Source organism: Pseudomonas sp. NPDC089569, assembly GCF_050280625.1.
In the GTDB taxonomy this organism is placed as follows: Bacteria; Pseudomonadota; Gammaproteobacteria; order Pseudomonadales; family Pseudomonadaceae; genus Aquipseudomonas.
Genome location: NZ_JBNNVQ010000005.1, coordinates 28,345 through 49,414 on the forward strand (window position 1 = coordinate 28,345; position 21,070 = coordinate 49,414).

At 63.5% G+C, this 21,070-nt stretch carries 17 protein-coding genes; 14 read left to right on the forward strand and 3 right to left on the reverse strand.

Annotated features, from left to right (window positions below):
* Positions 1-12 precede the first annotated feature (12 nt).
* The 6 genes from ACQKP2_RS04090 to ACQKP2_RS04115 all read left to right on the forward strand — a co-directional run bounded on the left by ACQKP2_RS04090 (position 13) and on the right by ACQKP2_RS04115 (position 8,082).
* Positions 13-1,191, forward strand: coding sequence for a lipid-transfer protein (locus ACQKP2_RS04090; protein ID WP_427574561.1), 1,179 nt, complete (start codon positions 13-15; stop codon positions 1,189-1,191).
* A gap of 10 nt (positions 1,192-1,201) precedes the next feature.
* Positions 1,202-2,371 (forward strand): acyl-CoA dehydrogenase family protein, encoded by a 1,170-nt coding sequence (locus tag ACQKP2_RS04095; RefSeq protein WP_427574563.1) that lies wholly within the window; start codon positions 1,202-1,204, stop codon positions 2,369-2,371.
* A 64-nt stretch (positions 2,372-2,435) separates the two neighbouring features.
* Positions 2,436-3,656, forward strand: a complete 1,221-nt coding sequence (locus ACQKP2_RS04100) for an acyl-CoA dehydrogenase family protein (RefSeq protein WP_427574565.1) — start codon at positions 2,436-2,438, stop codon at positions 3,654-3,656.
* The gene (locus tag ACQKP2_RS04105; RefSeq protein ID WP_427574567.1) at positions 3,653-4,795 is read left to right on the forward strand and encodes an acyl-CoA dehydrogenase family protein; all 1,143 of its coding nucleotides are present in this window, start codon (positions 3,653-3,655) and stop codon (positions 4,793-4,795) included. The genes ACQKP2_RS04100 and ACQKP2_RS04105 overlap by 4 nt, the downstream gene beginning before the upstream one ends.
* A 129-nt stretch (positions 4,796-4,924) precedes the next feature.
* Complete coding sequence (locus ACQKP2_RS04110) at positions 4,925-6,607, forward strand: class I adenylate-forming enzyme family protein (RefSeq protein WP_427574569.1); 1,683 nt, start codon at positions 4,925-4,927, stop codon at positions 6,605-6,607.
* 92 nt (positions 6,608-6,699) lie between these two features.
* Positions 6,700-8,082: a DUF1329 domain-containing protein gene (locus tag ACQKP2_RS04115; RefSeq protein WP_427574571.1), complete on the forward strand. Its 1,383-nt coding sequence runs from the start codon at positions 6,700-6,702 to the stop codon at positions 8,080-8,082.
* 71 nt (positions 8,083-8,153) lie between these two features.
* Here the strand turns inward: ACQKP2_RS04115 and ACQKP2_RS04120 are convergent, their stop codons facing one another.
* On the reverse strand, positions 8,154-8,303 hold the full coding sequence (locus tag ACQKP2_RS04120; RefSeq protein WP_427574573.1) for a hypothetical protein: 150 nt from the start codon (positions 8,301-8,303) through the stop codon (positions 8,154-8,156).
* Between the two features lie 618 nt (positions 8,304-8,921).
* On the opposite strand from ACQKP2_RS04120, the gene ACQKP2_RS04125 reads away from it, so the two are divergent.
* Complete coding sequence (locus ACQKP2_RS04125) at positions 8,922-9,380, forward strand: REP-associated tyrosine transposase (protein WP_427574574.1); 459 nt, start codon at positions 8,922-8,924, stop codon at positions 9,378-9,380.
* Positions 9,381-9,506: 126 nt separating this feature from the next.
* Here the strand turns inward: ACQKP2_RS04125 and ACQKP2_RS04130 are convergent, their stop codons facing one another.
* Both ACQKP2_RS04130 and ACQKP2_RS04135 read right to left on the reverse strand, forming a co-directional pair.
* Positions 9,507-9,938 (reverse strand): nuclear transport factor 2 family protein, encoded by a 432-nt coding sequence (locus ACQKP2_RS04130; RefSeq protein WP_427574575.1) that lies wholly within the window; start codon positions 9,936-9,938, stop codon positions 9,507-9,509.
* Positions 9,939-10,005: 67 nt separating this feature from the next.
* Positions 10,006-11,334: a spinster family MFS transporter gene (locus ACQKP2_RS04135; RefSeq protein WP_427574576.1), complete on the reverse strand. Its 1,329-nt coding sequence runs from the start codon at positions 11,332-11,334 to the stop codon at positions 10,006-10,008.
* A gap of 243 nt (positions 11,335-11,577) precedes the next feature.
* Between ACQKP2_RS04135 and ACQKP2_RS04140 the strand changes: the two genes are divergently transcribed.
* From ACQKP2_RS04140 to ACQKP2_RS04170, 7 genes are all read left to right on the forward strand, one after another.
* On the forward strand, positions 11,578-12,663 hold the full coding sequence (locus ACQKP2_RS04140) for an alkene reductase (RefSeq protein ID WP_427574577.1): 1,086 nt from the start codon (positions 11,578-11,580) through the stop codon (positions 12,661-12,663).
* Complete coding sequence (locus ACQKP2_RS04145) at positions 12,660-14,513, forward strand: long-chain-acyl-CoA synthetase (RefSeq protein WP_427574579.1); 1,854 nt, start codon at positions 12,660-12,662, stop codon at positions 14,511-14,513. The genes ACQKP2_RS04140 and ACQKP2_RS04145 overlap by 4 nt, the downstream gene beginning before the upstream one ends.
* Positions 14,506-15,591: an MBL fold metallo-hydrolase gene (locus ACQKP2_RS04150; RefSeq protein ID WP_427574580.1), complete on the forward strand. Its 1,086-nt coding sequence runs from the start codon at positions 14,506-14,508 to the stop codon at positions 15,589-15,591. The genes ACQKP2_RS04145 and ACQKP2_RS04150 overlap by 8 nt, the downstream gene beginning before the upstream one ends.
* Before the next feature lie 67 nt (positions 15,592-15,658).
* Entirely contained in the window at positions 15,659-17,326 is a 1,668-nt protein-coding gene (locus ACQKP2_RS04155; protein ID WP_427574582.1) for a DUF1302 domain-containing protein, read from the forward strand.
* A gap of 88 nt (positions 17,327-17,414) precedes the next feature.
* Positions 17,415-18,626, forward strand: coding sequence for a thiolase family protein (locus ACQKP2_RS04160; RefSeq protein ID WP_427574583.1), 1,212 nt, complete (start codon positions 17,415-17,417; stop codon positions 18,624-18,626).
* 4 nt (positions 18,627-18,630) lie between these two features.
* Complete coding sequence (locus ACQKP2_RS04165; protein WP_427574584.1) at positions 18,631-19,581, forward strand: OB-fold domain-containing protein; 951 nt, start codon at positions 18,631-18,633, stop codon at positions 19,579-19,581.
* 490 nt (positions 19,582-20,071) lie between these two features.
* Complete coding sequence (locus tag ACQKP2_RS04170) at positions 20,072-21,058, forward strand: WD40/YVTN/BNR-like repeat-containing protein (protein ID WP_427574585.1); 987 nt, start codon at positions 20,072-20,074, stop codon at positions 21,056-21,058.
* Positions 21,059-21,070: the final 12 nt, after the last annotated feature.

A 21,070-nucleotide genomic window follows, 5' to 3' on the forward strand; every position in this document is an offset into this window, starting at 1 on the left:
GGAGAGACACAGATGACCGATTCATCGATTTCCGGACGCGCCGCGATCGTTGGCCTGGGCGCGACCGAATTTTCCAAGAACTCCGGACGCACCGAATTGCGCCTGGCCCTGGAGGCGACCTTGAGCGCGCTCAAGGACGCCGGTATCGACCCGAGCGAGGTCGAGGGTTTCAGCTCCTATTCGGTAGACAAGGTCCCGGAATATGAAATCGCCCGGCTGCTGGGCTGCAAGGACGTCAAGTTCTTCTCCCAGGTGCCCCATGGCGGCGGCGCGGCCTGTGCGCCGGTGATGCACGCGGCGATGGCGGTGGCCACCGGCGTGGCGAAAGTGGTGGTGGTGTACCGGGCCATGAACGAGCGTTCCTGGTATCGCTTCGGCACCGGCAGCTACGGTTTCGCCTCGACACCGACCTTCGATAACGTCAACTACGGCTGGTACATGCCCCACGGCTTCCACACGCCGGCCGCCTGGGTCGGCATGTTCGCCCAGCGCTACATGCACACCTATGGCGCCACCTCCGAAGACTTCGGCCGGGTCGCGGTGGCGGCGCGGGATTTCGCGGCCACCAACCCCCAGGCGTTTTTCCATGGCAAGCCGATCACCCTGGAAGAACACCAGGCTTCGCGCTGGATCTGCGAACCGCTGCACTTGCTCGATTGCTGCCAGGAATCCGATGGCGCGGTGGCGATGGTCATCACCTCGGCCGAGCGCGCCCGTGACCTGCGGCAGAAGCCGGTGACCATCAAGGCCGGCTCCCAGGGCATCAGCCACGGTCAGCAGAGCATGACCTCGTTCTACCGCGACGACATCACCGGGCTGCCGGAAATGGGCGTGGTCGCCCGCGAACTGTATCGCCAGTCGGGCCTGGGGCCGGAAGCGTTCCAGACGGCGGTGATCTACGACCACTTCACCCCGTTCGTGCTGCCGCAGCTGGAAGAGTTCGGCTTTGCCAAGCGCGGTGAAGCCAAGGAATTCATCCGCGCCGGGCATCACGCCCGTGGCGGCAAGCTGCCGATCAACACCCACGGCGGGCAACTGGGCGAAGCCTATATCCACGGCATGAACGGCATCGCCGAAGCGGTGCGCCAGGTACGTGGCACGGCGGTCAATCAGGTGGCGGATGTCCAGAACGTGCTGGTCACCGCCGGCACCGGCGTCCCCACCAGCGGCCTGATTCTCGGCGCAGCCTAAGGAGCAGCAGATGTTCGTCGACCTCACACCCGAACAACATGCCCTGCGCCACAAGGTGCGGGACTACTTCCAGGCCCTGATGACCCCGGACATGCGCGACCAGTTGCGCGGCAAGGAAGGTGGCGAGCTGTTTCGCCAGACCATCCGCCAGATGGGGCGCGACGGCTGGCTCGCGGTTGGCTGGCCCAAGGCCCATGGCGGCCAGGGCTATGCCGCCACTGAGCAGTTGATCTTCTTCGAAGAAGCCAACATTGCCGGGGCGCCGCTGCCCTTCGTGACCATCAGTACCGTGGGACCGGCGTTGATGGCCCATGGCAGCGAGCTGCAGAAAGAGCGCTTCCTGCCGGGCATTGCCGCCGGCGAAATCCTCTTCGCCATCGGCTACTCGGAACCGGGAGCCGGCAGCGATCTGGCGGTGCTCAAAACCAGCGCCCGTCAGGACGAGCAGGGCTTCGTGGTCAATGGCAACAAGCTGTGGACCTCGGGTGCCGAGTCGGCCGACTTCGTCTGGCTGGCCGCCCGTACCGACCCGACCCAGGCGCGGCACAAAGGCATCTCGCTGCTGATCGTCGACACCACGACACCCGGCTTCTCCCACACCTTGATCCCGACCACCAGCATTCCCACCACAGCCACCTACTACGACAACGTACGGGTGCCGGCAGACATGCTGGTGGGCGAGTTGCACGGTGGCTGGAAGCTGATCACCTCGCAACTGAACCACGAGCGCCTGGGCCTGGGCACCTGGTCGGACAAGGTGGTGGCGTTGTTCCGCCGTGTCTATCTGTGGGCGCGGGCCCGCGACGAGCAGGGCCATCGGGCGATGGACAAGGCCTGGGTGCGCAGCTCGCTGGCCGAGTGTTATGCGCGTCTGGAAGCCATGCGCCTGATCAACATGCGCATCGCCGCTGACCTTGAGCACGAACGCATGGACGTGGCGCTGAGTTCGACCACCAAGGTGTTCGGCTCGGAGTCGGCCATCGAGATCCTGCGCAAACTGGCGGCGATCCTCGGTGCCAACGGCTCGATGCGCAGCGGCTCGGCAGCGACCCTGTTGCAAGGCGAACTGGAATACGAGTTGCGCAGTTCGGTGACCCTGACCTTTGGCGGTGGCACCAATGAAATCCAGCGCGAGTTGATCGCCCAGTTCGGCCTGGGCATGCCGCGCGCCCAACGCTGAGACGGGTCCATCAAAAACAAAAACGTACTCGTCCCGCATTCGATGCGGGGCGAAGGGGGCTTTCATGAGCACTATCGAACAATTCCGCCACGACACCCGTGCCTGGCTGGAGGCCAACTGCCCGCTGTCGATGCGCACCGCCATGGCCGAAGGCGATGTGGTGTGGGGCAGCCAGAATCCGCAGTTTCCCTCTGAAGATGCACGCCTGTGGTTCGAGCGCATGCGCGACAAGCGCTGGTTCTGCCCGGAGTGGCCCGAGGAATATGGCGGCGCAGGCTTGAGCGACGAGCAACTGGCGGTGCTGGAAAGCGAAATGCGCCGTATCAAGTGCCGGCCGCCGCAGATCAACCTCGGCATCTGGATGCTCGGGCCGGTGTTGCTGGCTTTCGGCAGCGAGCAACAAAAACGCGATCTGCTGCCGTCGATTGCCCGGGGAGAGGTGCGCTGGTGCCAGGGGTTCTCCGAGCCGAACGCAGGCTCGGACCTTGCCAGCCTGAAAATGGCCGCGCGCGATGCCGGCGATCACTTCGTGGTGGACGGCAGCAAGATCTGGACCTCCTACGGCGACAAATCCGACTGGATGTATGCCCTGGTGCGCACCGACTTCGATGCGCCGAAGCACGAGGGCATCAGCCTGATCGTGCTGGACATGCGCAGCCCCGGGGTCAAGCCGCAACCGATTGATCTGATCAGCGGGAAGTCGGCGTTCTGCCAGGTGTTCTTCGACGGTGTGAAGGTGCCCAAGAGCCAGTTGATCGGTCCGCTGAACGGTGGCTGGAACCTGGCCAAGTACCTGTTGCAGCACGAGCGCAAGGCCATGTCGAAGTTCGGCGAATTCAGCTTGCCGTCGCACTTCGACCTGCTGGCCCTGATGCGTGAGTACGTACCGGCAGCGCAGACCATGAGCGAACACGCCTTGCAGGCACGTGCCACGGCTTGTGCGATGAATGAACACGCCTACAACCTGACCGTACAGCGCATGGGTGAAGAGGCACGGGCCGGCGATGACATCGGTGGCCTCATGTCGATCATGAAACTGGTGCACACCGAGCAGGAGCGCGACAAGTTCGAAGTGCTGCTCGACGCCATGGCCGGACAGGCCTTTGGCTGGCAAAGCAAGGCGTTCAGCGAGCAGCAACTGGCGATTACCCGCGCCTGGTTGAACAGCTACGCGTTGACCATCTCCGGCGGAGCCTCGGAGATCCAGCTCAATGTCATCGCCAAGCGCGTGCTTGGTTTGCCTGAAGTGAAGAAACCGGCCGTGAAATCAGGAGAACAGCCATGAGCCTGCGTTATAGCGATGAACAGCGTCTGCTGGCCGACAGTGCCCGGGATTTTCTCGCCGACCGCAGTCCGGTGAGCGCCCAGCGTCGACTGCGTGACGAGGCGGTGGCATTGGGTTTCGAGCCGCAACTGTGGCAGGACGCCGTGGCGTTGGGCTGGAGCGCGATTGCCTTTCCCGAAGACCTCGGCGGCCTGGATTTCGGCTGCAAGGGCCTGGGGCCGATCTTCGAATCCATGGGTCGCAACCTGTCCGCTACACCCTTGCTGTCCAGCGTGGTACTCGCAGGTTCCCTGTTGCACCTGGCGGGCAGTGCGGCGCAGCAGGCGCACTGGCTGCAAGCGCTGATCAGCGGCGAACGACGCCTGGCCCTGGCCGTGGACGAACGCTCGCGCCATGACCCGAGCCGGATTGCCCTTGAGGCAAAGGCCGAGGGGCAGGGCTACCGCTTGCATGGCGACAAGTACTGGGTGGTCGATGGCCTGGGCGCCGATGCCTATGTGGTGGCGGCGCGCACGTCCGGGCAGTCGGGCGACACCCGGGGTATCAGCCTGTTCCTCGTGCCGGCCGGTACGCCGGGCCTGACCGTCAGCGCCTTGCCGCTGATCGATTCGCGCAACTGCGCGCGGCTGCAGCTGGACCAGGTGCTATTGGGCGGCGAGTCGCTGTTGGGAACGTTGGGTGAGGGCTGGAGCGCCCTGGAAACCGCCCTTGACCGTGGTCGAACCTGTCTTGCCGCAGAGCTGTTGGGGATGGCCGAGCAACTGTTCGAAACCACCCTCGACTACCTCAAGACCCGAGTGCAGTTCGACACCCTGATCGGCACCTTCCAGGTCCTGCAGCATCGTGCCGCGCAGATGTACATCGACCTGGCGCTGAGCCGCAGTGCCCTGATGGCGGCATTGTCGAGCCTGGATGACACCGCTGTGGATGTCCGTGAACGCGCTCGACTGGTCAGCCTGGCGAAATGGAAGGCCGGCGACACCGCGATCAAGGTGGCCAACGAAGCGGTGCAGATGCATGGCGGCATCGGTGTCACCGACGAGCTGGATGTCGGCCTGTACCTCAAGCACGCCCGTGTCGTGCAGAGCTGCCTGGGCGACCGGGACTTCCATTGCGAACGCTATTGGACCCACGCGTAGGCGCCAACGAGCGATGTGCTGCGCGGACGTCGGCGCTGTAGGAGCCAGGCTTGCCGGCGAACGGGGCAATGGGGTGCACCAGGCTCAACGCATTCTCTTACCCAAACCGCTGTTCTGGAGAACACACAGATGAGCATTGAACATTGGCAAACCGCGTGGCGACAGTTGATCGCTCCCGGTGCGCCATTTGAAGTGGTGACGCCCGATGACGGCGCTCCTCGTTTTTTCCGTCACGCCGCGCACAACCTGTTGCAGGTGATCGACGCCGGTCGTGCCCACGGTGATAAAGAATTCCTGGTGTGGCAGGCGCAGCGCCTGACGTTCAACCGGTATTTCGATCAGGTCGATCGCCTGGCCGGGCAGATGATTGCCCGTTTCGGCCTGCAACCGGGTGAGCGAGTGGCGATTGCCATGCGCAACCAACCGGCGTGGCTGGTGGCCTTCGCCGCCATTGCACGCTGTGGTGCGGTCTGTGTGCCGCTCAACAGCTGGGGGCTGCGCGATGAGTTGCAACACGCGTTACAGGACAGCGGTTCGCGCCTGTTGCTGTGTGACGAGGCACGCCTCCATACGCTGCACGCAGACCTGGCCCGCGAGCAGCGGGCCACGATTGTCGTCGGGGCGCAGCCAGCGACATTGCCCGAGTACTGCCTGCGCTATGAGGACCTGATCGACGCGCCGGCCTTGCCGGTACCCGTGCTGGACATCGATCCCGATGCACCGGCACTGATTCTCTACACCTCGGGCACCACCAGTCGCGCCAAGGGGGCCGTATCCAGTCACCGGGCAATCTGCCAGGCACTCTTTGCCCTGGATTTCCAGGGCGCGTTTTGCGCCATGAGTTCGCCCGAGCGCATCGGCGTGGTGATCAACAGCGGTTATCCACCGACCACCCTGATGGCGGTGCCGCTGTTTCACGTCAGTGGCCTGCATGCGCAGTTTCTCTCGGCCCTGCGTGCCGGACGGCGCTTGCTGTTGATGTACAAGTGGGACGTCGAGCAGGCCCTGGACCTGATCCGCGACGAGCGTTGCACGCAGTTCAACGGGGCACCGGTGATGATGCAGCAACTGCTCGCGTCCCCACGCTTTGGCGGCGAAGACACTGCCAGCCTGTTCGGCCTGGGGCTGGGGGGCGGTGCCTCATCGGCAGGCTTGCTGGACGACATGCTCAGGCTCAAGCCCGACGCGATCGGCGGTGGCGGCTACGGCCTGACTGAAAGCAACGGCATCGGCGCGGCCATCGGCGGTGACCCGTTCGTGTACAAGCCGGCGACGGCGGGCTGGGCGTTGCCGATTGTCGACATTCGCATCGGTGACGACCCGCACCAGCCGCAACCGGCCGGTACGCGAGGGGTGATCTGGTTGCGTTCGCCGACCTTGATGAACGCCTACTGGAATCTGCCCCAGGCCACCGCGCAAACCCTGCGTGACGGGTGGCTCGACACCGGCGATATCGGCTACCTCGATGACGAGGGGTTCCTCAGCATCACCGGCCGGGTCAAGGAGTTGATCAACCGGGGTGGCGAGAAGATTTCCGCCGCTGAAATCGAGACCTGCATCCTCGATATGCCCGGTGTCCTGGAAGCGGCCGCCTTTGCCGTCGCTGATCCGCTGCTGGGCGAGACGGTGGGCCTGGCCGTGCACGGCCAGGCAGGGGCGCTGCCCCAGGAGGCGCAAATCCGTGCATTCGTCGCCGGGCGTCTGGCCGCCTACAAAGTGCCGGCGCAGGTGTATCGGGTGCTTGAACCGCTGCCGCGCAATGCCACCGGCAAGGTGCTCAAGGCGCAACTGCGGGAAATGTTGGGCGCCTGACGCCTGCTTAGTCTTTCCGGACGATGTTGTGGCCGGCAGAACACGAACAATGGGTCCACACCACAAAGCCTTATCAGCGGAGGAGGCAACACATGAAAATAACAAGAACAGGTCTCATGCTTGCGGTCGCAGTCACAGTCAATGGCGGGCTGATGAATCATGCGTTCGCCGAGGTGTCACCTCAGGAAGCCGCCAGGCTGGGCAAGGAGCTGACCTGCGTCGGCGCCGAGCAGGCGGGTAACGCCGAGGGCACCATTCCGCCGTACACCGGCAAATACCTGGGTGAAGTACCGGGCTGGAATCATGTGAAATTTTCCGGCGACCAACCGATCGATCCCTATGCGGCGGAAAAGCCGATCCTGGTGATCACTGCGCAGAACATGGGTCAATACGAGGCGCACCTGACCGAAGGTCAGAAGGCCTTGCTCAAGAAGTACCCGACCACCTACAAGATGAACATTTACCCGGGCCACCGCGACTTCCGTTATCCCGACTACGTTTGCCGTCGCGTGATGGACAATGCGCTGCATGCCAAGCTGGTCAATGACGGGGCAGGGTTCACCGGGCTCGGCCAGGTGCCGTTCCCGATCCCCAAGAACGGCATGGAATTGCTGTGGAACCATCAACTGCCGGCACGGGCCTACACCGAGGAAAAAACCACCGATCTGGCTTCGGTGTTGCCCAACGGCAGCATCGGCTGGGGACGTGCCTATGCACGAAACCTGTCGCAAGCCAACTCGCCGACGGTCGAGCCCAGCACCGATGGCAGGATTCAGGCGATGAGCAACAACATGACCCTCAAGCCTGCCCGCGACAACGGTACGTTGAGCATTTCCCACGAACCCTACAACTTTGCTGTCGATGCACGTCAGGCCTGGTCCTACAGCCCCTCGACCCGGCGCGTGCGGCAGTTGCCGGGTTATGGTTACGATCAGCCGATGATCGGCACCAACGGGACCATGACGGTCGACGAAGACCGCCTGTTCAACGGTTCACCGGAGCGCTTCACCTGGAAGCTGGTCGGCAAGCGTGAAATCTACAGCCCGGCCAACGCGTTCAAACCCAACACCGCCAGCGTCAAGTACGCCGATATCCTGACCCCCAACCATCCCAACCCGGACTTCATGCGCTATGAGTTGCGTCGCGTGTGGGTGCTGGAGGCGGACCTGAAGGAAGGCTATCGCCATGTCTATGGCAAACGCGTGCTGTTCATTGACGAAGACACCTGGAACGCGGTCATGGCCGACAACTACGATGCCCGTGGGCAGCTGTGGAAACACGCCATGATCAACTACTACTACCACCCGGACATGAGCGGCTGGCAGGCCGGTTCGCAGTTCTTCATGGACTTGAACTCCGGTCAGTACACCGGTTACGGCATGTCCAACGAATCGAAGAAAGGCCCGATCCTCAACGAGGGCAAATTCACCCCGGATCAATACACCGCGGATGCGGCGCGGGCTATCGGTCGGTAAGGCCAACGTAGTTGCAATAACCACAGCCCCACCGGTATCCGGTGGGGCTTTTTCGTTCCTGTCACACCGCATCACCGTTCTTCGCCCTTGTGGGAGCCAGGCTTGCCGGCGAACCAGGCGCTGCGATGTACCTGTCCCACCGCGTCATCGTTCTTCCCCTTGTAGGAGCGAGGCTTGCCCGCGAACCAGACACCGCGGTGGAACTGTCGGAACCGCGTCATCGTTCTTCGCCTTGTAGGAGCCAGGCTTGCCGGCGAACCAGGCGCCGCGATGAATCTGTCACACCGCGTCATCGTTCTTCGCCGGCAAGCCTGGCTCCTACAGCGAACCAGGCGCCGCGATGAATCTGTCACACCACGTCATCGTTCTTCGCCGGCAAGCCTGGCTCCTACAGCGAACCAGGCGCCGCGATGAATCTGTCATACCGCGTTACCGTTCTTCGCCGGCAAGCCTGGCTCCTACGGCGAACCAGGCGCCGCGATGAATCTGTCATACCGCGTTACCGTTCTTCGCCGGCAAGCCTGGCTCCTACGGCGAACCAGACACCGCGGTGGAACTGTCGGAACCGCGTCATCGTTCTTCGCCGGCAAGCCTGGCTCCTACGGCGAACCAGGCGCCGCGGTGTACCTGTCATACCGCGTTATCGTTCTTCGCCGGCGAGCCTGGCTCCTACAGCGAACCGGACGCTGTGGTGCATCTGTCACACCGCGTCATCGTTTTTCGCACACCGCAGTGGACCAACCGATCTCTACCGACACATCGCGAACAACAATCCACCACCCATCTTCCTCCCGGCCACTAGCCTGAATCGACAAGGCCAAGATCAAGGAGGATCACCCATGCCAACCCTTCGCCACGCACATCGACTGCGCACCGGTCGCTATTCCGCAGCGGGTCAGGTCTATCTGATCACAACCGTCGTTCAGAAACGGGAACCCGTATTTGCAAGTTTCGAGCAGGGTCGCATCGTGGTCGATGCATTCAGGAAAGCTCAACAAGAGGATCTGGTCCTTTCGCTCGCCTGGGTTGTGATGCCGGATCATTTTCATTGGTTGTTCGAGCTGAAAGACAGCACGCTGACCTGCGTGATGGCGAGGACAAAATCGCGTATTGCGGTTGCCTTGAATCGCTCGATCGGGCGTGAAGGGGCGCTCTGGCAGCATGGCTTTCATGACCGGGCTATCCGCAGGGAGGAAGACTTGCAGGCGGTGGCCCGCTACATAGTCGCCAATCCGTTGAGGGCAGGGTTGGTGAAAAAAATCGGCGATTACCCGTTATGGGATGCCGTGTGGCTATAGACCACGTCATCGTGTTTCGTTCTGTAGGAGCCAGGCTTGCCGGCGAACCAGACACCGCAGTGTATATGACGCACCGTGTCATCGTTCTTCGCCGGCAAGCCTGGCTCCTACAGGGGCGCGCGACATTTACATCAACAAATGCTCTGCCATGTTCCCGATCAGCTCCAGGTGCGAATAATCGCGAAAGCTGAATCGCCAGACCCCATCGATCCGTTCGAACTCATCCAGGTAGCGCCCGCTGGCAATGGGTTGCAGGGGCAGGGTGGCGGTGGCCTGCAGCACGGTGTAGCAGGAGCGAACTGTAGCGGTGCCTGCGGTTTCATCGATGTCGATGATGGGATTGCTGATGATGTGCCTGGTGCGGGGTGTGCCGCAGGGGTAGATCTTGATTCGTTGCTGCCAGATGCGCAGCAGGGCTGTGTGATCAATCAAGCTCTGATTGTGAATCCTGATGCGGGCATGGCAAAACAGCTCGGCAGCCTCGACCATTTTCCCGCTGTCCAGGTATTCGGCGTAACGGTAGAGCAGATTGCTGATCTGTACGACGCTGAGGCTCATGGCAACTCCCATGAAAAAGCCGCTGGAGCCCGGCAGGGATTCAGCGGCTTGATGGTGAACGAAAGGCTCAGGCGGTAACGGCCCGGACCGGTACGAGGTGCGGGGTCGGGTTGTTCATTTGCCGGCGATAACGGGGCAACGCCAGGGACAGGAACAGCGCCGCCAGCACCAGCATCGACACCGAGGAGGCGAGGGCATAGCGCAGGGATTCACCGCCCAGCGTCGGCACGAAGAAATCGCTGAGCATGCCCACCACCAATGGCCCGCCACCGACACCCAACAGGGTCATGGACATGACGAAAATCGCCGTGGCCTGGGCCAGTCGTGTAGCCGGGAACAGATGAGTGATGGCGCTCAGGCACGGTGTGACCCACCACACGCCAAAGAAACCGAAAGCGCTGTAGAACAGGAACGCCTGCGGCACGGCGATACTGCCGATGTGGAAAGCCGTGCCCTGGGGCCAGAGGAAGTACGCCAGGGCGAACGGGATACTGATCAACGTACCCAGCAGCGGCACGCCGATTTGCCAACCGACATCGCGCCGCGCCATGCGGTCGGTGAGCAGGCCGCAGACCAGTGTGCCGAGGGTCGAACCGCTACCGCCCACTACGCCCACCAGGAACCCGGCTTCTTGCAGGTTGAGGCCGTGGGAGCGGATCAGGAAGCTCGGGCTCCAGGTGCCGATGGCATAGCCGGCAATCGCCGCCGCGCCACCGGTGAGCACCAGCCACGGGAAGGAGGGCATGCGGAACAGCTCAAGCAGGGTTTTCAACCAGCCATCCTGTGGTGCCGTGACGTTGATCTGTGGCGCGACGCGCCTGGGCGTACGCACCGTCAACAGCAACAGCAGACCGAGGAAGATGCCCGGCGAACCGATCAGCCAGAAGGCGTAGCGCCAACCGTGATGCTGGGCGATCCAGCCGCCCAGGCCGAGCCCGACAATCGCCCCCAGGCTTGAACCGAGCATCAATATCGACAGGGCGGTGGAACGGCGGTTGGCCGGGTACAAATCCGACACCATGGCCACCGAGGGCGCCGTCCCGCCGGCTTCGCCCACCGCTACGCCAATGCGCGCCAGGACCAGGGTCAAGAAGTTGCCGGCCATGCCGCAGAGCATGGTCATCAGGCTCCAGGCCATGCAGCTGAAGGCGATCACCGGCTTGCGCCCGATGCGGTCCGACAGACGTCCCAGCGGGAACCCGAATACTGTGTAGAACACTGCGAAGGTCACCCCGGACAGCAGGCCGATGTCCGTGTCGGAAATGCCGAATTCGAGCTTAACCGGCTCGATCAGAATCGCCATCAACTGGCGGTCGATGTAGTTGAACACGTAGATGCTGGCGAGCACGAACAGAGCGTAGTGCGTTCGCCATGTCACGGGGGTGGATGGGTTCACTGCGGGTACTCCCGGTTTTGTTCTAGTTGATGGGATGCTGGGTCGGTCCCCGATATTTTTCATCGTCCGTTCAGACCATTTTTCCTGCCCTCGACCCTACGCCCCGAACCTAGTCTTGTCGGACGATGTTTCGCTCGCGCTCAGCGTCAATCATTCAGCCCATATCCGCTGCTGTGTCAGCGCTTGTCCAGCCTTGGCAAGCCCTGCGACAGCCTGGAAACAATAAGAAGCTGAGGAGTTGAAATGAGCGTCTTGTTCGAGCCGGTCGCCCTGGGCGAGCTGCAATTGGCCAACCGCATTGTCATGGCGCCCATGACTCGCAGCCGCGCCCTTGTCGACGCGGTGCCCGGTAGCGATATGGTCGAGTACTACCGTCAGCGCGCCGGTGCCGGGTTGATCGTGGCCGAGGGCACCGCGCCTTCCGCCAGCGGACTGGGCTATTGCCGCACCCCGGCCATCTACAGTCGCGAGCAGATCGCCGGCTGGCAGAAAGTCACCGATGCGGTGCATGCCGAGGGTGGGCGTATCGTTCTGCAACTGATGCATGTCGGTCGCGCCGCCAGCCAGCACAACAAGCCGGCGGGCGCCGTCACGGTGGCACCGTCGGCACTGCGTGCGCGCACCCAGGTGTTCAGTGACGCCGCCGGTCTTGTCGACACCGACGAGCCTCAGGCGCTGACCCTGCAAGGCATCGGCGAAGTCATCGAAGACTATCGCCAGGCCGCCCTGAATGCGCGTCAGGCGGGCTTCGACGGTGTCGAGCTGCACTGCACCAGCGGTTACCTGCCCATGCAATTCATGGCCTCGGGCAGCAACCAGCGCAGCGATGCCTATGGCGGTGATGCGACAGCAAGGGTGCGTTTCGCCAAAGAAGTGATCGAGGCCATGGCCAGTGCGATCGGTGCCGGGCGTGTCGGTTTTCGGCTGTGCCCCGGCAACCCCTACAACGACATCGACGACCTCGATCCGGCTGCCACCGCGGCCGCCCTGTGTGAAGCCGTGGCGCCGCTGGACCTGGCTTACCTGCACATCATGCGTTCACCCCTGGCCAACCTCGATGCCTTTGCCCTGGCGCGCTCGCATAGCCCTCATGCGTTGATTCTCAACGATGGTTTCGACGGCCCTTCGGCCAGTGCCGCTCTCGCGTCGGGCGAGGGGGCCGCCGTGTCGTTTGGCCGTCATTTTATTGCCAACCCGGATCTGGTCGAGCGCTTGCGGCGCGGCCTGCCGCTCAGTGGCTTCGACCGCAAGACGCTCTATACGCCGGGCAAGGCCGGCTACTCGGATTACCCCGCCTATCAAGCAGATGCCCAGGAGTTGGCGCAATGAACCTGAATGACCTGAACGGCGTACTGCCGACCCGTCCGGTGCCTCGGGAGCAGACCCAGGCGCTTCTCGACCAGCGTTCAGCCGCTGCCGGACAGATCAAGCCGGGCGACCTCTACACCCTGGCCGACCGCCTGGAACAACAGGCGCGCGAACAGGGTGAGCGCACGTTCCTGATCTACGGCGAACAGACCCTGAGCTACGCCGAGGTCGATGCGCGAGCCAACCAGATGGCCCACACCTTTTACGCCAATGGCCTGCGCGCCGGCGATGTCTGCGCCCTGGCCATGGAAAACCGTCCGGCGTTCTTCTGCACCTGGTTCGGCCTGGTCAAGCTTGGGGTCGTGGTGGCCTTCATCAACACCCAGGTCAGTGGTCGCCCGCTGCTGCATGCGTTGCAGACCACCGAGGCGAAGGCACTGGTGATCGGCGAAGAATGCCTGGCCAATGTGCAGGCCACCGAAGGCTTCCCGGACCTGCCGTGCTGGTTGATCCGTGATCCGGAAAACCCCTGGAACGCAGCGCTGCCCAAAGGCATCGACGGGCATTTCGATGCACGGCTGGAAAAGGCCCCGCGCAGCGCATTCCCTCGTGACATTCGCGCGCACATCGAGGCGCAGACCCCGACCTTGCTGATCTTTACCTCGGGCACCACTGGCCTGCCCAAGGCGGCGCGCTATAGCCACATGCGCTGGATGTCCTCCGGCGATGTAATGGAGACCACGCTCCAGGCCACGTCCGGGGATGTGTTCTATTGCTGCCTGCCGCTGTACCACGGTGCCGCCGCCACGTCGGTGACGTCCACGGCGCTGCGTGCCGGCGCGGCCATTGTCGTGCGCCGCAAGTTCAGCGTGCGCGAGTTCTGGAGCGATGTGGCGCGGCACCGGATCAGCATCTTTCAGTACATCGGCGAGATCTGCCGCTACCTGCTCAATCAACCGGTGCAAGCCAATGAGCGCGAGCACAGCTTGCGCTGCATGCTCGGCGCCGGCCTGTCGCCGGACTCCTGGCAGCGCTGGCTGGAGCGCTTCGGTCCGATCCAGGTGTTCGAGGGCTGGGGCGCCACGGAGGCCAACGCCGCGCTGATCAACGTCGACAACTATTTCGGCTCCTGCGGGCGCGTGCCGGACTGGAACAAGACCAACCTGCGGCTGGTGCGCTACGACATTGAAAACGACTGCCACCCACGGGACGAAAACGGTTTCTATCAAGTGTGCAAAGTGGGTGAAATCGGCGAGGCCATGGGCTTTATCGTCGACCACCCGCAGATCGGTGGCGGACGCTTCGAGGGCTACACCAGCCACGAAGCCACCGAGAGCAAGATTCGTCGCAACGTGCTGCGCGAGGGCGATGCCTATTGGAGTTCCGGCGACTTGCTGCGCGAGGACGCCGATGGCTACTGCTACTTCGTCGACCGCATCGGCGATACCTATCGCTGGAAAAGCGAAAACGTCTCGACCCAGGAAGTGGCCGACGCCCTGGGCGATTTGTCGGGTCTGGAACTGATCAATATCTACGGCGTCCAGGTGCCGGGCCATGAAGGACGCGCCGGCATGGCGGCGGTGCTGATGCAAGCCGACCGGACTTTCGATCCGCACGCCCTGTACGCCCTGACCGAGGCACGCCTGCCGCGCTATGCCGCACCCGTATTCGTGCGGGTCACCCCATCGGCAGACCTGACGGCCAGTTTCAAGTTGCGCAAGGTCGACCTGCAGCGCCAGGGCTATTGCCCGGACCTGTGCGCAGATCCGCTGTTCATCCGCGACGAACAGGCCCGCACCTACGTGCCCTGGTCACTGGAGGCCCTGGCGCGGGCCGGCCTGACCCCCTTCGCGGTGGCCCGTCATGGCTGAGCTCGACGACAACGGACATGAGCTGCGCGACGGCCTGCGTTACCCCTGGCTGCAGGCGCCCGATTCCGGCCAGGTGCGCGAAGTGGCGCCGGGCGTGTGGTGGCTGCGCATGCCGCTGCCGTTTCGCCTGGACCACATCAACCTCTACCTGCTGCGTCACACCGATGGCTGGGTGGTGGTGGACACCGGCATGAACACCGACCAGACCCGCGAGGTCTGGGATCGGGTGCTGAGCGAAGTCTGTGGCGGCCTGCCGCTTCTGGCGGTGGTTTGTACCCACTTCCATTCCGATCATGCCGGGGTGGCCGCGTGGCTGTCGGAGCGATTCCACTGCCCGGTGTACATGACCGTCAGCGAGTTCCAGTCGTTGCACGTCAGGTTTCCCGCCGATCAGCCACCGGGTTGGGATTTCCTCGATTTCTATCGCAAGGCCGGCGTCGGCGACGAGCAGAGTGCCGAGCTGTTCGCGGTGATGAGCAACGCCCATTTCCTGCCGGCGCCGCTGAACCATTTCCGCCGTTTGCGCGAGGGCAGTCGCCTGCATATCGGCGGTCGCACCTGGCAGGTGCTGATCGGCCGCGGCCACTCGCCGGAGCATGCCTGTCTGTATGACGCCGAGGGCGGCTTGCTGATTTCCGGCGACCAGGTGCTGCCGCGCATCACCTCGACCGTCGGCGTGCACGCCACCGAGCCGTTGGCCAATCCCCTGCGCGACTGGCTCGACTCCATCGAGCGTTTGCGCAGCCTGCCCGACAGTGTGCTGGTGCTGCCGGCGCACGAACGGCCGTTTTTCAATTTGCATCAGCGCCTGGATCAGCTGGAGGCCCATCACCGCGGGCACCTGGCGCAGATGCTGGCCGACTGTGACGAGCCACGCACCGTGCTCGAACTGATGGCTGTGTTGTTTCCCAGGCTGTCGGGTCGTTTCGACGAACTGATGGCGCTCGGCGAAACGTTGGCCCATGCCAACTACCTGGTCGCCGAGGGATTGCTGGAGCGGGAGCAAGACCGGGGGCGTTATCGCTACCGGCGTGCTGTAAGGGGAGCGTGCACAGCGATACCGCTCTGCGTGTTTTGAGCGGATGGCGCGGCAGCAGTGTTGAACATTCCAGGCAGCCAACCGGTTGCCCTAGAGGAGAGTCAGTGTGATCAACAAAAACAACAATAATGCGACGGTCATGGCTTCGGGCGTCTTTCAGGTCACCAGCCTGGCGGCGGCCATTGCACTGGTGTCCACACCGGTATGGGCCGGCGATACCATCGAATTCGACAACGGCGCGACCATGGACTGGTCGGTGACCACCAGCTACGGCATCGGCGTTCGCACCGGCAAGCAGAGCGATCGGTTGCTGACGATCAACGCCGACGATGCCAACCGCAACTTCGATAGCGGCAGCCTGACCACCAACCGTGTGGGTGCGCTTGGTGAAATGATCCTGCGCAAGGACAACTACGGCGCCGTGGCGCGCGCCAGTACCTTCTACGATGACGTTTACCATCGGGAAAACGACAACGATTCGCCTGCAACGGTGAACAAGAGCGGGCGCAATGACGAGTTCACCAGCGATACCCGCTACTACAGCGGCGGTCGCACCCGTCTGCTCGATGCCTATGTGTTCAGCGGCTGGCGCTTTGACAACGACACCATGCTCGACGTCAAGGCCGGGCGCCATATCGAATCCTGGGGCGAGAGCCTGTACTACCCCGGTGTGAACGGCGTGCAGAACCCCTCCGACGCGGTAAAGGCGTCCCAGCCGGGTGTCGAGGTCAAGGAAATTTTGCTGCCGGTCGGCCAGTTCTCCGGCTCGTTTCGCCTGAACCCCCAAGTGACCTTCGGCGCGTACGTTCAGTACGAATGGAAGGGCACCGAGCTGCCGCCGGTGGGCAGCTACCTGTCCAGCACCGACGTGGTGGGACCGGGTCGCGAGTTCCTCTACGCCAACGGCCGCAAGGTAAACTACCTGGGCACCGACGAACCGCGCGATGGCGGCCAGTGGGGCGTGCAGGTGCGTTATCGCCCGGTGCAGGCCGTCGAGTTGTCACTGTTCCACGTCAACTACCACGACAAGAACCCGGCCACCGCCCTGGTCGGCTACGACCCGCTGCCGGTGGGCGGTGGCCTGAACGCCCTGGCCATCAACGGCTACCGGATCAAGTACTTCGAAGACATCAAGCTGACCGGCGTCAGCGCCTCGACCAAGATTGGCGATACGCAGATCGGGGCCGAATGGTCGTACCGCGACGGTGCGCCGGTGATGGTCAATACCGGTCTTGGCGCGGTGCCGGCCAGGGGCAAGGGCCAGCAAATGCAGTTGTCGGCGATCCGGATCCTGGGCGACCGCCCCTGGGCCAGCCAGACCAGCCTGACTGCCGAAATCATCCGTGTGCAGGTCGACAGCGTCGAGTCCACGTCGGCGGCGCCGAACCTGCAGGGTCTGAACCTGCTGCCCTCCGTGGCGGCTTTAGTGGCGCCTTCCGATGACTACACCTACAACAACAGCGGCGGCATCCGCACCAAATCTTCCAGCGCCTACACCCTGGGGGCATCGTTCAGTTATCCGGGAGTTTTCCAGGGCTGGGATCTGGAAGTGCCGGTGCGATTCTCCAACGTGTTCAGCGGCTCGACACCCATGGCCGGCAGCATCTCCGGGATCCAGGGCGACCGACGCCTGAGCGTGGGTACCACCTTCAAGTACCTGGGCAACCTGGAGATGGGCCTGACGTACATCGGCTACCTGGGTGAAGCGGACCCGATCAAGCGCCCGTTCGCCGATCGTGACTACGCCACGTTCTCGATGAAATACACCTTCTGATCGACCACTCGGGATCCGGGCCGCGTCGTCGTGCCCGGACTTTTCTACTGAAAATGACCGCGGCGTAACGCCTCGGCAGGGAGGCACCATGGGACTCAAAGGGCATGCGGCCATTGTTGGCAGCGCACAATACAAACCGGAAAAATATTCGACCGCGCCCAAGATGTTTCACCTTGAGCAAGTCGCCGACCTGGCGGCCCAGGCTCTGCGTGATGCCGGGCTCAAAGCCAGCGACCTCGACGGGTTGGTGATCAACGGTCCGCAATTTCATGAAGCCTCGGTGTTCGTCCCGGCGATGGCCGCCGAATATCTGGGCCTGCGCCTGAATTTCGCCGAGGTGGTGGACCTCGGTGGCTGCACCTCGGTGGGCATGGTCTGGCGTGCAGCCGCTGCCATCGAACTGGGCCTGTGCCAGGCCGTGTTGTGCGTGATCCCCGCACGGATGGCACCGCTGGGACCTGACGAAGACCCGAGCTGGATGGCCCGCGCCATGCGCTTCGGTGGCCACAGCACGGCGTTTGGTGCGCCGGAAGCCGAGTTCGACTTGCCGTACGGGCACATGGGGCAGAACACCGGCTACGCGATGATCGCCCAGCGCTATGCCGCGCAGTACGACTATGACCCGCGGGCCATGGCCAAGATCGCCGTCGACCAGCGCACCAATGCCCTGGCCAACCCGCAAGCGATGTTTTACGGCCAGCCGTTGACCATCGAGCAGGTGCTGGCCAGCAAAAAGGTCGCCGATCCCTTGCACGTCCTGGAAATCGTCATGCCGGTGGCCGGTGGCGCCGCGCTGATCATCACCAACAAGGAAGTGGCGGCGCGCACCCGCAAACGTCCGGCGTTCATCACCGGTTTCGGCGAGCATCTGGCGTTCAAATCACCGTCCTATGCCCAGGACATGCTGCACACGCCGATCGGCCCTGCGTCCAGTCGCGCCTTCGCCATGGCCGGGCTCAAACCCAAGGACGTCGATGCCGCGCAGATTTACGACTGCTACACCATCACCACGTTGCTGACCCTGGAGGATGCCGGTTTCTGCGGCAAGGGCGAGGGCATGGCGTTCGTGCGCGAACACGACCTGACCTGGCGCGGCGATTTCCCGATGAACACCCATGGCGGGCAACTCAGTTTCGGGCAATCGGCTTCGGCCGGTGGCATGAGCCAGGTGATCGAGGCGGTGACGCAGATCGCCGGCACGGCCGGCGAACGCCAGCTCGAGCGTTGCGACAGCGTCTACGTCTCCGGTACCGGCGGCGTGATGAGTGAGCAGGGCGCATTGATACTTCAGGGAGCATAAGCACATGTCCAATAACAAACCGATGCCGGTCGCGACGCAGATTTCCGCTCCGTTCTGGGAAGGCCTCAAGGCCCGGCGCCTGTTGATCCAGCAATGCAACGCCTGCGAGCACTGGAACTTCTACCCGCGCCGGCACTGCCCGGTGTGCCTGGAGCATGACCTGGCCTGGCGCGAAGTCGATGGCACCGCGACGCTCTACAGCTACACCGTGACGCGCATCGCCACCTTGCCCGACTTTATCGACGAAATGCCGCAGAAGCTGGCGGTGGTCGAGTTGGCCCAGGGGGTGCGTATCAACACCAACCTGGTCGGCCTCGATGAAGACGAGATTCGCATCGGCATGCCCTTGCAACCGGTGTTCGCCGAAGTCGACGCCAAGGGTAACCACCTGCTGCGCTTTACCGGTATGGACAAGGATGCGGTGAGCCTTGGGCGGTTGCCTGCGCAGGACAACGAACCCGTGGCGGTGGCCTCGCAGACTGTGCCTGTGCGGCAGATCGATCTCAACGATGGACCGGCCTTGCAGGCTCTGGTCAGCGAGGAGTTCAGCGACTGGAGCAACGTGGTGGTGGTCGATCAGGCGCTGATCGACGACTTCGCCCGGTTGTCGGGTGACGACTACTGGATTCATACCGATCCGGAACGGGCGCGTTTGCAAAGTCCGTTCGGCGGCACCATCGCCCACGGTGCACTGGTCCAGGTGCTGCAGTCGCGCATGAAACTGGCGCTGGGGTTCGAGATCAGTGGTTTCACCACCCAGATCAACTACGGCTCCGACCGCCTGCGCTTCCCGGCACCGGTACCGGCCGGCTCGCGCATCCATTCGCGGGCGCGGGTGAAAAACGTCGAGCTTTCGGCGCGCGGCACCCAGTTGACCCTGGAACTCACCATTCACGTCGTCGGCCAGGACCGTCCGTCGGTGATCAACGACCTGGTGATCCTGTACATCGCCTGATTGCTGCAAATCCTGTGGGCGAACACCGATGACGCGGTTCTGACTGATACACCGCGACGACCGATTCGCCCGTAGGAGCCAGGCTTGCCGGCGAACGCCGATAACGCGGTGCGACCGATACACCACGGTGTCCGATTCGCCTGTAGGAGCCAGGCTTGCCGGCGAAGAACGATAACGCGGTCCGACAGCTGCACCGCGTCGTCTGGTTCGCCTGTAGGAGCCAGGCTTGCCGGCGAAGAACGATCACACGGTTCTGACAGTTACACCGCGCTGCCCGGTTCGCGGGCAAGCCTCGCTCCTACACATCCCACCTCATCCGCACCCACGCATAAGCCATTTGGACGATGTGTCGCTCAGGCCTTGCGCCGACTATCCCCCCAGAGGCAACGCCGGTTTCGATGGCCTCGCCTGCCTCGGCGCCTGACAAGAACAAGAGGATTGGCCCTATGACTCGCCCCATGCACGCGTGCCCCGCACAGGAGCGTTTTCCATGCGCTCTGTGATCGGTTACCTGGTCTGTCTGGTGGTCGCCCTGACCATTGGCTACACCTTTTCCCCCAAAAAACCTGCGCAGGAAGAATTGTTGGCCACGCGCCCGGACCGGGTGCAGATCAATGGCCTGGTCAGTCCGGGCTCACGCGTGGTCGCGGTGGGCGAGCGCGGCAGCATCCTGCTCAGTGACGATCAGGGTGTGAGCTGGCAGCCCGCCCAACTCGCTACGCAACGCAATGCCACCCTGACGGCCGTGGTCGCACTGGACGACAAGCGTTTGCTGGCCGTCGGGCACGACGGCTGGATCCTGCGCTCCCTGGACGCCGGCAGCCACTGGCAGGAAATGCGCTACGACGCCGACCTGGGCGAACCGCTGCTGGGCGTCTGGAGCGCTGGCGGCGACAGCGTCATGGCGTTCGGCAGCTTTGGCAAGTTCTACCAATCGCAGGATGCCGGGCAGACCTGGACCCCGCAGGCCCTGGACATCGACAACGCGCATCTCAACAGCATGGCCGGCGGCAACGATGGCCGGCGCATGTTGGTGGGCGAGCAGGGCCTGGTGCTGCGCACCCGCGATGGCGGCCAGCACTGGCAGACACTGCCGGCGTTCTACAGCGGCTCGCTGTTCGGCATCGTGCGCCTGAGCGCGGACAACTGGGTGACCTACGGCATGCGCGGGCATGTGTTCGTCAGCCACGATTTCGGTGACAGCTGGACCCAGGTCAACGTGGGTAACCAATTGCCCCTGTATGGCCACGTGTTGTTGTCCGATCACACCGGACTGCTGATCGTCGGTGCCGGCAGCTCGGTGGTGCGCCTGGATGCACAGGGTGCGCTGGTCGGTGTCGGGCGCCTGACCGGGCTCGGAACCTTGACCTCGGCAGTGATGGTCGGCTCACGCCTGTTGGTCGGTGGCGAGCGCGGGGTATTGCAGGGATCAGGTGGCAGCGTCGCTGCCCTAGTGGCCAACCCGGCCACCCGGTAAATGAGAGGCGGG